We start from the raw sequence: 14,988 nt of genomic DNA, 5'->3' as shown, positions 1-14,988 counted from the left end.
ATCTAGTAATTGGCTTTAGCCAAAATAAAAAATTCTCCATCACTATTTGTGGCAGCTGTTTTTTCGTTTACTAAATTTAAGATATTTATTCCACTTATATAAGCCGAATCGACTCTAATTTTACCATGAAGCAACTTTCCAGTAGAAGTTTGCCCAAAAGAAATTTGGCACATTAAAAACAAAACTATCGATAGAATTCTATTTATTTTCACCCGCAATAATTTCATTGTAATTTTCGGCAAGTTTTACAATTAGAAACATCATCATTGTCTTGTTTTTAGATCGCAATGCATTTGCAAAACCAGTATCATCTATACAGTAATATTGAAAACCTTTAATGTAATCAGCGGGAATTTTTAAGGTTTCGATGTAATATTTATCCTCAAAAAGAAATTCGATTCTTGCCAATAATTGTTCTTTCTTCTCAATTACAATCTCCTTTTTCAGCATGGCTTTCCGACCTGAAATTGCATTCAGTAATCCATCGATACCGTTTCCAGAAGTTGCCGTGTATAATTTTCTTTCGGCCGGCGTATATTTTTTTTGACCGTAAGGTATAATCCCTAAACTTTCTGCAGTGATGAAAGATTCATTCACTAAAACTTCTTTCAAAATAATACTTTTGGGAAGCATCTTTACCGTAATAACTTCCTGCAGTAAATCCTGTTTATCAATTTTCATTCGGAGACCTTCTAAATTAACCGCAGTAAATACCAAAACATCGTCTTCTTTTGCAGCAATAGTAAAGAAACCATTCACATCTGAGAAAGCAGTTTTATCCGCTGTTACATTCTCAATAGTAATGCGATCAACGGCAACAGAGTCAGCAATAATTTTTCCTCGAAGTTCGTTTCCCTTTCTAGTTTGAGCAAAAACAACTTGTACGAACAAAAAGACAATAAATAGTAGGGTATTTTTAATTTTCACTTGCAATTATTTCTTTGTATTTAGTTGCCAATTCTCCAATTAAGAAAGTCGTCATTGTCACATTTTTAGATTTTAGAACAGTCACAAATCTTTCATTTTCGACACTGTAATATTCAAATCCTTTGACATATTCAGCCGGTATTTTTAATTTATTTACAAAATAGTCAACGGTAAACATATTCTCTAACTGCCTCATATACGATTCTTTCTTTTCGACTTCTACTTCTTTTTTAAGCATTTTAGTCCTTCCTGAAATCCAATTTAATAATGGATCCGCTGAGATTGAACCGCCCATCATAGTGCCCGCATTAGCAGTGGCATTAAGATTACTGGCAGTGTATAACTTTCGTTCTGCCGGAGTATATATTTTTTGTCCCTTTGGAATTATCCCCATTGAAACCGCATTGATACCGTTTCTTACAATAACTTCTCGCAATTGATTTACTATGGGCATCATTTTTACGACAATTATTTCTTGTTCAAAATCTTTTTGGGTCAAGCCAATTCTAACCTCTTTAAACTGCCCTTGAGTAAATAGTAATGTGTCCCCTGCTTTAGCCAGTATCGAAAAATTTCCTTCTTTATCAGTAACTAATGCTTGCTCACTTTTTAAATTTATCACATAAATCCCTTCAAGAACAGAAACATCAGAAGTCACTTTTCCTTTGAATTTTATTCGAGACGTTTCTTGTGCTACAACATTCGTTGCTACAAAAGCCAAATATAAGTACACAATTCTGATCATCCCTTTTTAAATCCATTATTGACACCTCGTAAAAGTATCTTAATGCGTTCCAAATTAATTACTAATGGGTTGGTAAAAAAATGTTAATTAAAAATGTGAAATCAAAAAGACTGATTTAATACCTTTAGCACAAATTATTCACTAAAAAATGAAAAATATACTAATCGCAAGTACTTCTACTCTTGCTAACCAGAATTATCTGGACTATTTATTACCTGAATTACAATTGCATTTTCAAAACTGTAATACCATTCTTTTCATTCCTTACGCTAGACCCGGAGGTATTTCTCATGAGGAATATACCGCAATGGTAAGCTTGGCTTTCGCCAAAATAAATAAAAAAGTAATTGGAATCCATGAATTTGAAGATGCCAATCAAGCTTTGAAAAATGCCGAAGGAATCTTTACCGGAGGTGGAAGTACATTTGTTTTGGTTTCCCAATTATACAAAAACAACAGTATAGAAATTCTCTCTGAAGTTGTAAAAAATGGAACTCCGTATCTAGGAACAAGCGCAGGAAGTAACATTTGCGGGTTAACGATGCAAACGACAAACGACATGCCGATTGTTTATCCTCCAAGTTTTAAAACTCTGGGATTGATTCCTTTCAATTTAAATCCGCATTACTTAGATCCCGATACCAATTCCAATCACATGGGAGAAACTCGTGAAACCAGAATAAAAGAGTTTCATGCTTATAATTCTGTACCTGTTTTAGGATTAAGAGAAGGAAGCTGGCTGGACGTGAAAGGTGATAAAATCACATTGAAAGGCGATTTGACGGCACGACTTTTTAGACAAAATCAAGCACCCGAAGAACTGGAAAGCGGAACTGATTTAAGTTTTTTAAAGTAGTCCCAAAATAAATGACAAAAAAAAAGCCGAAACAATTAAGTTTCGGCTTTAAAGAGCGAAAGACGAGGCTTCCCGTATCTCTTGGTTCACGGGATAAACTTCTCGCACAACCTTAAAATAAAAAACCTCAAACTTTTGTTTGAGGTTTTTGGAGCGAAAGACGAGGCTCGAACTCGCGACAACCAGCTTGGAAGGCTGGAGCTCTACCAACTGAGCTACTTTCGCATTAAAACAGTAAAATAAAAAACCTCAAACCTAAATTTGAGGCTTAGAGCGAAAGACGAGGCTCGAACTCGCGACAACCAGCTTGGAAGGCTGGAGCTCTACCAACTGAGCTACTTTCGCATTAACAACGGTGCAAATATAATTAATAAGTTTGCTTCAATGCAAGTTTTTTTCTTAAAAAATCACAAACTGACCCGTACAGTCTTTTTAAAAAAAAGCATATAAAATTCATAAAGAATTTAATATTAAATTATTATACCTTTATTACACTGAAAAATCATTTAAAAAAATGATGTCAAACATCAAAAAAATCATCGCTTTAGAGACATTTTCGGTAAGACATCCCGTACTTCGGGCTGAAAAACCAATTGAAAATTGTCATTTTAATGAAAATGTTTTAGGAACTACAGTTCATTTTGACCTGTATGACAAAAAAATCTGCGAGAGTTATTTCATTATTCGAAGTAAAAAACGATTTATTTACTGCAAAAAAAACAGTTTTAAATTAAAAGAAGGGTTTTAGAGAAAAACTCATTATAAATTCAGAGAAATATTGCATTGCCCAAAAACAAGCTATTGAATTTAATAAAAGAAGAACATCAAGTCAAAGGATTTCCTTTTGACACAATAAGGAGTTAGAGAATACATTGTCATGTTTAAAAAATGAATGATGAAAACGTTAGCCCTAATACTATTAATCTGTGTAACCATTAGTTGCAAAAAGGCAGAAATAACAAGTGAGGTAATCTTGAAAAAAGAAATTTCAAATCCTGTTGTTCTACCTGAAGATAAGTCCATTAGAATTGACTCTGCATTACTAACTTCTTTTAACAGCAAAACACTTTCCGCTTTTTATAAAGCAACTAATTACAGAACGATTTGGCAATCTAAGGAAAACAGAAAAATAATTTTGGCCGAACTCCTCAAATCCGATGAAGAAGGATTAAATCCAGAAGATTACAAAGTAAAAATATTAAGCGATTTTGAAAAAAAATCAGCGACACTTGACGAGACTGATTTAGCTAAATATGACATTTTACTGACTTCGAGTTTTCAAAAATACATTTCTCACTTGACTAACGGAAAACTGAATCCCAGAAAACTATATAAAAACTGGGATTTAAAAGAAAACTACATTGATATAAATGAAATCTTGACGGATTTACTGAACAACGACTCCTTAGCAGATAAAATAGAGCAATTAAAACCCAATCATATTGTTTACAAAAAACTAAAAAAAGCACTGAGATTGCTAAATACGCTTCCTAAAGATAACTTTAACGCATTAAAAATTGAGCAAATAATTTCTCCAAACGACACTAATATCTCCATAATTGACATTAAAAAAAGATTAATTTATTGGAAAGAATTACAACTCAATGACAGCTTAACATCCATTTACAATGAAGAAACAATGCTTGCCATAAAAAAATTTCAAAATCGTCATGGTTTAGCCGTAGATGGAATAATTGGACCAGCTACAATTGCCTCTCTCAATTTTTCTAAAAAACAACGCATGCAACAAATAATAGTAAATCTTGAGCGCTGGAAATGGTATCCAAAAGAAATGGGAAAAGAATATATAATCATTAATATTCCTGACTACAGATTGTCATTAATTAAAGATAAAGATACGTTGAGAACACACAGAGTAATAGTGGGAAGAGCCAAAAGAAAATCGCCAATATTATCGTCTAAATTAACTCAGGTTGTCTTTAACCCAACTTGGACTGTTCCTCCCACCATTTTGCGAGAAGATGTTATTCCTGCCATTTTAAAAAACAGAAGCTATTTAGCTGAATCAAATATTAAAATATATGATCGTAATGGGGGAATCGTAAGTCCTTACGAATGGCAATTATCGCAAGCCAAAAGTTATCGTTACGTGCAAAGTCCGGGAACTTTTAATTCGCTGGGAATGGTTAAGATTATTTTTCCAAACCGCTTCTCTGTTTATTTACACGATACCAATCACAGGGATTATTTCGACAAAATAGATCGTTCGTTAAGTTCCGGTTGTGTCAGAGTAGACAATCCATTAGAATTAACAGAGTATTTATTGGACGATGACATCAATTGGAATCTGGAAAAAATTACAGAAATTCTACAAAGTGAAAAAACAAAATTTGTAAAAATCAAAAAAGAAGTTTCCTTCCACTTATTGTATTGGACTGCTTGGAGCGAAAACAACAAACTGATTTTTAGAGATGATATTTACAATTTAGATGCTGATTTATACACTAAATTAAGAAATTGATTCTGCTCCAAATTTTGAAACTCTTGACGGATGGTAAATAAAAAAACATGATTTGTTTTTTATTGTACTGATAATTTCTTTAGACAATTCTACCGGCACAGCAGGACAACCTTGACTTCTTCCTAGTCTGTGATTGTTTTTGATAAATGAATTAGAAACATAATCAGCAGCATGCATCACAACGCCTCTGGCTCTTGCATTGTCATTAACTCCTTTTTCTAAACCATCTAATTTAAGTGACATTCCATGTTTGCCATTATAAATTTCACCCGTGGCATAAAAACCTAAACTGCTTTTATACGATTCTGCTGAATTTGAAAAATTAGAAGCAAATTCATTTCCTGTATTTCTTCCATGTGCAACAAGAGAATGAAACAATACATCCCCGGTAATTAAATCAATTACCCAAAGTCTTTTGGTATTTGAAGACAAACTGAAATCAATTAAGGTTAAAACATCTTTCTTAATTAATCCTTTTTCTTTCAACGAATAATATCCTTTTAAAGCTTCGGCAAAACTTTCTAATTTAGGCAAAGCAAATTTATCAGAATGCAAATTGTTGTATGCCATTTCAATTTTAGCATCAACACTAGATTCTACCGTTTTGGCATAAACTACTGGTTTAATATCATTTGGCTCTGGAAGGTTTGTTTTGCTTGTAGAGAAAGAAAACAGCATAAACAAAATAGTAGGAAATAGGTTATAAATCATTGATTTTCTTTAAGTTATAAATTAATTCGGGATTGCAAACGTACGTCAAAAAATAAGAATCAAACCATTTTTAACAAAATTTTAGTCCATTTATAACGCATTACTTGACGAAATATTGAGTGAAAAATCATAAATAACACAGTTTCTATGTTAATTTTGTTATTTTTGTTTAGAATCAATCCCAATTTATGTCAAAATTATATTCTATAGCTTTATTTTTTTTAATATTCTTTAGTCATACTGTTTACAGCCAAAAAAAAACGCTTCAAGCAAAATCTATTACTGAAAATATCACAATTGATGGAAAGATAAACGAGAAAGTTTGGGAAACAGCGTCAGTTGCTTCTGATTTTATAATGTTTGAGCCGGATAATGGAAAACCAATAAGCAGTGATAAAAAAACAGAGGTAAAAGTATTGTATGACAACAATGCTATTTATATTTCGGCATTGCTTTACGACAATGAACCCGAAAAAATTCAACGAGAAATCACCAATAGAGATGTTTTTGGAGTATCAGATCATTTTTCTGTTTATATAAATGGTTTTAATGATGGTCAACAAGATTTTAGGTTTTTTGTAAGTGCTGCAGGAGTCCAAATGGATTGTTTAGCAATTGAAGATTCTGAAGATTTCACTTGGGATGCTATCTGGGACAGCGAAGTAACAATCACTGAATTGGGTTGGGTTGTCGAGATGAAAATCCCTTATGCCGCTTTACGCTTTTCAAAAGCTGACAAACAAACTTGGGGATTAAACTTCATGCGTGAAATCAAGCGCGATGTGCAAAAATATACTTGGAACAGGATTGATACTAAAATTGGAGCCGTTATTCCACAAGCGGGAATCCTTCAAGGAATTGAAAGTATACAAACTCCTACCCGACTTTTCCTGATTCCATATTCATCAGCTTACTATCAACAAAGTGATATTGGTTCTGACACGACTTTAAAAGCTGGATTGGATATAAAATACGGCATAAACGATTCCTTTACATTAGATGCTATTTTGGTACCTGATTTTGGACAGACAAAATTTGACAATGCGATTTTGAATTTAGAACCTTTCGAACAACAGTTAGAAGAAAATAGGCCTTTTTTTACCGAAGGAACTGATTTATTTAACAAAGGAGGTTTGTTTTATTCTCGAAGAATTGGTGGGGCTCCAAGCACTGAACCCGCTACGGCAGCAAATGAAGAAATAACCAATTATCCAAGCACGGTAGATTTGTTGAATGCCGTAAAAATATCCGGCCGCACTGAAAAAGGATTAGGAATTGGATTCTTGAATGCCGTTACTGAGAGAACTAAAGCTACTATTTTAAATAATGACACTGGCGAAGTTAGAAAAGAAGTCATTGAACCATTAACAAATTACAACATGCTAGTTTTGGATCAACGTTTCAACCAAAACTCATCCGTTACATTTGTTAATGCAAATACCACTAGAAATGGAAGTTTTAGAGATGCGAATGTTTCTGGATTACTATTCGATTTAAACACAAAAAAAAATACGTATAACTTATACGGAGATTTTAAATACAGTACTATTAATAGCATTGAAGATTACGATGGCTATAAAGCAGAATTGAATTTCAGAAAAACCAGTGGAAAATACCGATATTTATTTTCTGGGAAATATATTTCAGAAAACTATGATGTAAATGATCTGGGAATAATTTTCTACACTAATTACCATAACGCTTATGCCAGTGGTAGTTACAGAATTGTTAACCCAACAAAAACTTTCAATACATTCAAAGTGAACCAATTTGTTAATTTGGAAATCGAAAACACCACCGGAAAACTGCAAACTGGCGCTATTGGAACTGAAATTAAAGCAACAACACTAAAGAATGATTATTTCGAGTTTGTCTTAGAAGCCACACCTTTTAAAACTTTCGATTTTTATGAACCTCGTGAATATGGAAGATATGTCTTTATTCCTGAAAAAATTTTTACTGCTATAAATTTCACATCAAATGAAAACAATGCTTTTTCGATAATTATTCAACCTTCATTCACAAAATACAATGAGGACGGTCGAGGCAATTACGGTCTTTATTTAGGTCCAAAATACCGATTCAACGATAGACTTTCTATTGCATTTGCAATGGATTACATCAACCAAAGTAATTATCGAGGCTGGGTTGATTCTAATGAAACTGGAATCATTTTTGCCGAACGCAATCGAGAAATACTTCAAAATGATCTTACCGGAAAATATGCCTTGAATAATAGAATGACAATAAACCTGACTGCACGTTATTACTGGTCCTATTCTAAAAATCATGAATTTTTCACCTTACAAAACAACGGCTATTTAACCCCAAACAGCACGTACGCACAAAACAAAGACAGAAATTTTAATTCTTGGAACTTCGACTTGTCTTATTCTTGGTGGTTTGCACCTGGAAGTGAAATATCCATTTTATACCGTAACTATGGATTAGAAAGAGCTAGTATAGTCGAGAAAGATTTATCTAAAAATCTAAAAAGTATTTTTAATAGCGACCTAACTAATGTGCTTTCCATAAGCATTCGCTATTTCATTGATTACAATGCCGTGAAAAATAAATTTTAATTTTTCAATCAAACTGTAACATTCAATTGAAATGAGAGTCTATTAATCCAAAACTATTATGTGGATTAGTGATTTTTCGCTTTGAAGCTTTCTGGTTTTTCTAAATTTTGCATCAATCAACCAATCAATCGTTTCATGAAAAATTATTTATTACTTTGTTTTCTATTACTATATGCTTTTGGCTACAGCCAAAAAAAAGTGTTACAAACGAAATTCATTTCGGAAAAAATTGAAATTGATGGAAAATTAGACGAAAACACATGGCAGACTGCCTCAATAGCCAGTGATTTCATCATGTTTGATCCAGATAATGGGAAAGCAATTCCAGAAAACAAGAAAACCGAAGTAAAAGTTTTATATGATAATGATGCCATATATATTGGAGCCATTATGTATGATGAAAATCCGGGAAAAATTTTAAGAGAAATTACCCAGCGGGATAATTTTGGTACTTCTGACCTTTTTGGTGTTTTTATAAATGGTTTTAACGATGGACAACAAGATTTTCAATTTTTTGTAAATGCTGCAGATGGCCAAGCCGATTGTATTACCACAGACACCAATGGAGAGGATTATTCCTGGGATGCCGTTTGGAAAAGCAAAGCCGTAATCACGGACAAAGGCTGGGTTGTAGAAATGAGAATTCCATACGCCGCACTGCGTTTTTCTGGCGAGAATAAACAAACTTGGGGTCTTAATTTTTTCAGGGAAATTAGACGGGACCGTCATAAATACACTTGGAATTTTATTGATTCAAAACTAGGAACTTTCACCCAACAAACAGGGATTTTAGAAGGAATTGAAAACATAAAACCACCTACTCGACTCTTCCTTTTACCCTATTCTTCCTTTTATGTAAATGCAAATTCGCAACAAAAAACATACGGAACTCTCAAAGGCGGATTAGATTTGAAATACGGAATAAACGATGCTTTTACGCTGGATATGATTCTTATTCCTGATTTTGGACAAACAAAATACGATGATCAAATTCTGAATTTAGGACCATTTGAACAACAATTTAACGAGAACAGACCTTTTTTTACAGAGGGAACCGATTTGTTTAGTAAAGGAAATTTGGTTTATTCGAGACGAATTGGGGGAAACCCAATCAATTATCCGACCGCTGAAGCCAATGAAGAAATTATTGACAACCCGGCAAGTGTTAATCTTATCAATGCATTAAAAGTTTCCGGAAGAACCAAAAATGGATTGGGAGTTGGAATCTTAAATGCCGTTACCGAAAAAACTTCAGCTACTATTCGAAATAGCGACACGCAAGAAGTTAGAAAAGAAGTCGTTGAACCACTTGCAAATTACAATGTTTTAGTGCTGGATCAACGCTTTCGCAAAAATTCCTCAATTGCGTTTGTAAATACTAATGTGACTAGAAACGGAAGTTTTAGAGATGGAAACGTTACGGCATTAGTTTGGGATTTGAACACCAAGAAAAACACCTACAGTCTTTCTGGAGATTTCAAATACAGCTATATTAATGACGTTGAAGATAAAAAAGGCATTAATTCTCAATTAAATTTCTCTGAAACCAGCGGAAAATACCGTTATGGTTTTGGCGCTAACATCGCCACCAAAGGTTTTGACAATAATGATTTAGGAATTAATTTTGAAACTAATTATTATAGTCTATATGGTAATACGAGTTATAGAATCCTTAATCCAACGAAGTACTTTAACAGCTTTAATGCTTACCTTAATCTTTACTCGCAATTTCAAAAAGAAACTGGTAAAATTCAATCCAGTAATATCAATTTTGAGATAAATTCTAAAAACAAAAAAAATCACTTTTTCGGAATTGGGATTGATGCCAATGCGGTAGAAACATATGATTATTATGAACCAAGAACAGCTGACAGATATGTGATAAAACCAACAAAAATTGGAGGCTATGTATATGTTTCGACCAATTATAATAATAGTTTTGCCATCGATGTAAACCCTTCTTATGCATTTTTTGATGAAGCAGGAAGAAATTCCTATGGTTTTGCTGTTGGTCCAAGATATCGTTTTAATGACAAATTATCGCTGAATTACAACTTCAATTTTTTCAGACAAAACAATAATAAAGGATACATTGACAGCATTAATGATGACATGAATTCGGCTACGCCAAACACGGTAGTTTTTGCCAATAGAAATGTAATTACCTATTCAAATACGCTTTCTGGGAAATATTCTCTGAACAGCCAAATGACGTTTAATATTTCGTTGCGCCAATATTGGTCGTATGCCGAAAATAAAAATACTTTATCATTAGAACAAAACGGAAGACTCGCTGATTTTGCAGGATATACAACTAATAAAAACTCGAGCTTCTATTCTTGGAATGCTGATTTGTCTTATTCTTGGTGGTTTGCACCCGGAAGTCAAGTTTCTGTTTTATACCGAAATAATGCTGGTGCCTTTGAAAGAAACATTAATAAAGAGTTTACGGACAATGTTACCAATCTACTTAATAACGATGCATTGAGTCATGTTTTCTCAATAAGTGTGCGCTATTTTATAGATTATAATCAAGTTAAGAATAAATTCTAAATGCATTAATTTTAAAAAAGACAACTTTCCACAACAAAATAATCATTATTTGTTATTGTTACCCTCCGAATGTATAATAGTGATTTCCATTCATTCGAACATTTTTAGAAATACTTTATCTTTGTTTAAAATATAGTATAATGAACAAAAAAGTAATTCTTATGATTTTGGACGGTTGGGGAAAATCTCCTGACCCTAAGGTATCTGCAATTGATAATGCCAATGTGCCATTTATTAACAGTTTATATAGAAATTTCCCAAGCGCCCAACTTCGAACTGACGGTTTAAATGTTGGACTTCCTGAGGGACAAATGGGAAACAGCGAAGTAGGACACATGAATCTTGGCGCCGGTAGAATTGTCTATCAGGATTTAGCCAAAATTAATCTTGCCGTTGCACATGACACTTTAGCAAAAGAGCAAGTTTTAGTTGATGCCTTTACTTATGCCAGAATAAACAATAAAAAAGTACACTTTTTAGGATTAGTTTCTGATGGTGGTGTACACTCTCATACTTCTCATTTACGTGGCTTGATTGACGCGACACAACAACACGGATTACAAAAAGTTTTCGTTCATGCCTTCACTGACGGTCGTGATGTGGATCCAAAATCCGGTAAACATTACATTCAAGATTTACAGGATTATATTGCTAATACTACCGTAAAACTGGCTTCAGTTGTGGGACGTTATTATGCGATGGATCGTGACAGACGCTGGGAAAGAGTAAAACTTGCTTACGATTTATTGGTAAACGGAATTGGAACACATTCAACAAATGCAGTAGCTTCCATCGAAGAAAGTTATGAAGTTAATATAACCGATGAATTTATTCACCCAACGGTTATTGTTGATGAATACGACAAACCATTAACTACAATTGAAGAAGATGATGTCGTTATTTTCTTTAATTTCAGAACGGATAGAGGTAGAGAATTAACGGAAGTATTGACTCAAATGGATTGTCATGAGCAAAACATGCACAAACTCAATTTGTACTATGTCACGCTTACCAATTATGACGAAACCTACCAAAATGTAAAAGTCGTTTATAACAAAGATAATATTACGGAAACTCTTGGTGAGGTTTTAGAAAAAGCCCACAAAAAGCAAATTCGTATTGCCGAAACGGAGAAATATCCTCACGTGACTTTCTTTTTTTCCGGTGGAAGAGAACAACCTTTTATTGGCGAAAGCCGCATCTTGAAAAACTCTCCAAAGGTTGCCACTTATGATTTGCAACCGGAAATGAGCGCATTTGAGTTGACAGATGCTTTGGTTCCCGAATTGGAGAAAGAAGAAGTGGATTTTGTTTGTCTTAATTTTGCCAACGGCGATATGGTGGGACACACCGGAATTATGAGTGCTGCAATAAAAGCCTGCGAAGCGGTTGATAAATGCGTTGAAAGAGTAATCACGACAGCATTAGCCCATAATTATACGACCATTGTAATTGCTGATCATGGAAATTGCGAAACGATGCTTAATCCTGATGGAAGTCCTAATACGGCCCACACAACAAATCCAGTGCCTATTATATTAGTAGACAAAGACTTGAAGACCATTCATGATGGGGTTCTTGGCGATATTGCTCCAACCATCTTGGAATTAATGGGAGTAGAAAAACCAGAAGTAATGACTTGTCATTCTTTACTTTAAACAAAATAACTACTAATATTTGAATTAAAAGCTACTCCATACGAGTAGCTTTTTTTATAAATAAAAGTTAAAATCTCATAGTTGATAGTAATACTATTATATTTGCATAAAATATTATCGATTATGAATACAATACTATCCAATTTAAAAATACAAGTCAACGAAAAAATCTACGTTAAGGATCCGGAAACGTCTCCTTTAGGTAAAAAAATTGTAGAGCAAAGTATCTTTTTGATAGACGAAATTGGATTCGATAATTTCACATTCAAAAAGTTAGGAGAGAAAATTGGCTCTAATGAAAGCTCCATTTATCGTTACTTTGAAAACAAACATAAATTATTGGTTTATTTATCCTCTTGGTATTGGAGTTGGATGGAATACAAACTGGTTTTTGCCACGACTAATATTGTAGATCCAACCGAAAAACTCAGCAAAGCAATAACTATCGTAACTGAAAAAGTTACTGATGATACTAACACAGAGCACATCAATGAAGCTATTTTGAATAAAATTATCATTGCTGAATTCACAAAAACAGTACAAACAAAAGAAGTGGATCAAGAAAACAAGGAAGGTTTTTTTCTAATTTACAAAAGAGTGATTAATCGAATTGTAGGCATTGTAAAAGAAGTCAATCCAGAATATCCTTTTGCAAAATCACTAGTTTCGACTATTGTTGAAGGGAGTTTGCATCAACATTTTCTAACGGAACATTTAAAAACAATTACCGATTGTAATGAATCCGTGAGTACCACTGAATTTTATCTAAATCTTGCCAAAAATGTACTTCGATAAACTAAAAAAACTACTATGACTCCATTAAAACGTTTTTACAACTTACTCCAATTAGATAAAAAAGATGTCTATCAAATATTTTTCTATGCCATTTTTGCCGGATTGATCAGCTTGTCTTTGCCGTTGGGAATTCAAGCAATCACGAACTTTATACAATCCGGAAGAGTCAGCGCTTCATGGATAGTTTTAATTATTTTAGTGGTTTTTGGTGTTGCATTAGTTGGAATTTTATCTTTAATGCAACTCCGCATCACTGAAAATTTACAGCAAAAAATATTTGTTCGTTCCTCCTTTGAATTTGCGGCTCGTTTGCCAAAAATAAAAACGGATCAACTATACAATTCTTATCCACCGGAATTAGCTAATCGTTTTTTTGACACGATGACTATTCAAAAAGGAACTTCAAAGCTTTTAATCGATTTTTCGGCAGCACTCTTACAAATCGTTTTCGGCTTGATTCTACTGTCTTTATACCATCCCTATTTTATAATATTTGGAGCTTTACTATTTCTTCTTTTGTATTTTATATTCCGGTTTTCATATAAATCCGGACTGGAAACCAGCTTAAAAGAGTCTAAATTCAAATATAAAGTGGCCAGCTGGTTACAAGAAATGGCTCGAAATAATTTCAGTTTCAAAAATGACCTCAACTATAATTATGGCTTACAAAAAAACAACAATCTGGTTGGTGATTATTTGAATTATCGGGAAAAACATTTTAAAGTTATCCAAAGACAATTCAGCCAATTAATTATTTTTAAAATCATAATAACCGCGAGTTTGTTATCGATAGGAGGATTTTTAGTATTGTCACAGCAAATGAATATCGGGCAATTTGTGGCTGCAGAAATTATTATTTTATTAGTCATTAATTCGGTCGAAAAAATAATAATCGGACTGGAAACATTCTACGATGTACTGACTTCTATTGAAAAAATTGGGCAAGTAACCGACTTACAATTAGAAGAAGATACCACTTTCAAAAGCGATACTTGCTATACGAATATTTCATTGGAAACAGAAAATCTTACTTTTAAATTCCCGGATTCAGATAAAGAAATCCTGAGCAACATCTCATTTAAAATCGAACAAGGTGACAAAATAGCAATTGAAGGAACCAATGGTTCCGGAAAAACAACGCTGATTAGGATATTATCCGGTTTATTACAGCCTACGTCAGGTTTTTTCTTCATCAATGATGATACTTTTAGAAAGATCAACCTAAAACAATACCGCTCTCAAATTGGCAGTATTATTCAAGGCGAAACACCATTTGAAGGAACGCTGCTAGCTAACATCACGTTCAATGACAACTCAGTAAGTACGGAAGATTTAAAATGGGCCATTGAAGGGGTCCAACTTTCGTCATTCATAAAATCATTGCCAAAAGGTCTCGAGACACGCATTTTCCCGGAAGGGAAACAATTATCCTCTTCTAATGCACAAAAAGTACTATTGGCCAGAAGTATCATTCATAAGCCGAAAGTGCTTTTTTATGAGGATCCAACGGACATGATGGATGAAGAAATAGCTAATGAAGTTATTGACTTCATCACTTCCGAAAAAAACAAATGGACGATTATCGTTTCTTCAAAAAATCCGTATTGGAAAACCAAATGTAATAGAAAAATCATCATGCAAAATGGAGTGATTAAACTTGATTTAAAAAATAATTAGCC

At 33.4% G+C, this 14,988-nt stretch carries 12 protein-coding genes and 2 tRNA genes; 8 read left to right on the top strand and 6 right to left on the bottom strand.

Annotated elements, in window-relative coordinates:
* Positions 1-2: 2 nt before the first annotated feature.
* The 3 genes from QLS97_RS04825 to QLS97_RS04815 are packed head-to-tail and all read right to left on the bottom strand — an operon-like array spanning position 3 to position 1,672.
* Positions 3-173 carry a hypothetical protein gene (locus QLS97_RS04825; RefSeq protein WP_282714594.1) on the bottom strand — a complete coding sequence of 57 codons (171 nt, stop codon included), beginning with the start codon at positions 171-173 and terminating at the stop codon, positions 3-5.
* A 25-nt stretch (positions 174-198) separates the two neighbouring features.
* Complete coding sequence (locus QLS97_RS04820) at positions 199-927, bottom strand: hypothetical protein (RefSeq protein ID WP_282714593.1); 729 nt, start codon at positions 925-927, stop codon at positions 199-201.
* A complete protein-coding gene (locus tag QLS97_RS04815) occupies positions 917-1,672 on the bottom strand; it encodes a hypothetical protein (protein WP_282714590.1) in 756 nt (251 codons plus the stop codon). Before QLS97_RS04815 ends, QLS97_RS04820 begins: the two co-directional genes overlap by 11 nt.
* Positions 1,673-1,820: 148 nt before the next feature.
* Here QLS97_RS04815 and pepE point away from each other — a divergent pair, with 148 nt between their 5' ends.
* Complete coding sequence (pepE, locus tag QLS97_RS04810; protein WP_282714589.1) at positions 1,821-2,528, top strand: dipeptidase PepE; 708 nt, start codon at positions 1,821-1,823, stop codon at positions 2,526-2,528.
* A 149-nt stretch (positions 2,529-2,677) separates the two neighbouring features.
* Here the strand turns inward: pepE and QLS97_RS04805 are convergent.
* Together QLS97_RS04805 and QLS97_RS04800 are read right to left on the bottom strand one after the other, a co-directional pair.
* Positions 2,678-2,753, bottom strand: a tRNA-Gly gene (locus QLS97_RS04805).
* Positions 2,754-2,800: 47 nt separating this feature from the next.
* Positions 2,801-2,873, bottom strand: a tRNA-Gly gene (locus QLS97_RS04800).
* 169 nt (positions 2,874-3,042) lie between these two features.
* Between QLS97_RS04800 and QLS97_RS04795 the strand changes: the two genes are divergently transcribed.
* Positions 3,043-3,276 carry a hypothetical protein gene (locus QLS97_RS04795; protein WP_282714587.1) on the top strand — a complete coding sequence of 78 codons (234 nt, stop codon included), beginning with the start codon at positions 3,043-3,045 and terminating at the stop codon, positions 3,274-3,276.
* 144 nt (positions 3,277-3,420) lie between these two features.
* Positions 3,421-5,010 carry a L,D-transpeptidase family protein gene (locus QLS97_RS04790; RefSeq protein WP_282714585.1) on the top strand — a complete coding sequence of 530 codons (1,590 nt, stop codon included), beginning with the start codon at positions 3,421-3,423 and terminating at the stop codon, positions 5,008-5,010.
* Here the strand turns inward: QLS97_RS04790 and QLS97_RS04785 are convergent.
* Positions 4,999-5,721 carry a murein L,D-transpeptidase catalytic domain family protein gene (locus tag QLS97_RS04785; protein ID WP_282714583.1) on the bottom strand — a complete coding sequence of 241 codons (723 nt, stop codon included), beginning with the start codon at positions 5,719-5,721 and terminating at the stop codon, positions 4,999-5,001. The genes QLS97_RS04790 and QLS97_RS04785 overlap by 12 nt on opposite strands.
* 188 nt (positions 5,722-5,909) lie before the next feature.
* Between QLS97_RS04785 and QLS97_RS04780 the strand changes: the two genes are divergently transcribed.
* From QLS97_RS04780 to QLS97_RS04760, 5 genes are all read left to right on the top strand, one after another.
* A complete protein-coding gene (locus QLS97_RS04780) occupies positions 5,910-8,303 on the top strand; it encodes a DUF5916 domain-containing protein (protein ID WP_282714582.1) in 2,394 nt (797 codons plus the stop codon).
* Positions 8,304-8,438: 135 nt separating this feature from the next.
* On the top strand, positions 8,439-10,856 hold the full coding sequence (locus tag QLS97_RS04775; RefSeq protein ID WP_282714580.1) for a DUF5916 domain-containing protein: 2,418 nt from the start codon (positions 8,439-8,441) through the stop codon (positions 10,854-10,856).
* A gap of 140 nt (positions 10,857-10,996) precedes the next feature.
* Positions 10,997-12,514: a 2,3-bisphosphoglycerate-independent phosphoglycerate mutase gene (gpmI, locus tag QLS97_RS04770; protein ID WP_282714578.1), complete on the top strand. Its 1,518-nt coding sequence runs from the start codon at positions 10,997-10,999 to the stop codon at positions 12,512-12,514.
* A gap of 123 nt (positions 12,515-12,637) precedes the next feature.
* On the top strand, positions 12,638-13,309 hold the full coding sequence (locus QLS97_RS04765) for a TetR/AcrR family transcriptional regulator (protein WP_282714576.1): 672 nt from the start codon (positions 12,638-12,640) through the stop codon (positions 13,307-13,309).
* 15 nt (positions 13,310-13,324) lie between these two features.
* Positions 13,325-14,986, top strand: coding sequence for a peptidase domain-containing ABC transporter (locus QLS97_RS04760; protein ID WP_282714574.1), 1,662 nt, complete (start codon positions 13,325-13,327; stop codon positions 14,984-14,986).
* Positions 14,987-14,988: the final 2 nt, after the last annotated feature.

Source organism: Flavobacterium yafengii, assembly GCF_030010375.1.
Lineage (GTDB): Bacteria > Bacteroidota > Bacteroidia > Flavobacteriales > Flavobacteriaceae > Flavobacterium > Flavobacterium yafengii.
The sequence above is the reverse complement of the archived record's forward strand: the minus strand, read 5'-3'. Positions and strand labels throughout refer to the sequence as shown.

Coding starts and splice junctions, on each gene's coding strand:
- QLS97_RS04825 (WP_282714594.1), bottom strand. CDS start 173: ATGTGCCAAATTTCTTTTGGGCAAACTTCTACTGGAAAGTTGCTTCAT.
- QLS97_RS04815 (WP_282714590.1), bottom strand. CDS start 1,672: ATGATCAGAATTGTGTACTTATATTTGGCTTTTGTAGCAACGAATGTT.
- pepE (WP_282714589.1), top strand. CDS start 1,821: ATGAAAAATATACTAATCGCAAGTACTTCTACTCTTGCTAACCAGAAT.
- QLS97_RS04795 (WP_282714587.1), top strand. CDS start 3,043: ATGATGTCAAACATCAAAAAAATCATCGCTTTAGAGACATTTTCGGTA.
- QLS97_RS04790 (WP_282714585.1), top strand. CDS start 3,421: ATGATGAAAACGTTAGCCCTAATACTATTAATCTGTGTAACCATTAGT.
- QLS97_RS04785 (WP_282714583.1), bottom strand. CDS start 5,721: ATGATTTATAACCTATTTCCTACTATTTTGTTTATGCTGTTTTCTTTC.
- QLS97_RS04780 (WP_282714582.1), top strand. CDS start 5,910: ATGTCAAAATTATATTCTATAGCTTTATTTTTTTTAATATTCTTTAGT.
- QLS97_RS04775 (WP_282714580.1), top strand. CDS start 8,439: ATGAAAAATTATTTATTACTTTGTTTTCTATTACTATATGCTTTTGGC.
- gpmI (WP_282714578.1), top strand. CDS start 10,997: ATGAACAAAAAAGTAATTCTTATGATTTTGGACGGTTGGGGAAAATCT.
- QLS97_RS04765 (WP_282714576.1), top strand. CDS start 12,638: ATGAATACAATACTATCCAATTTAAAAATACAAGTCAACGAAAAAATC.
- QLS97_RS04760 (WP_282714574.1), top strand. CDS start 13,325: ATGACTCCATTAAAACGTTTTTACAACTTACTCCAATTAGATAAAAAA.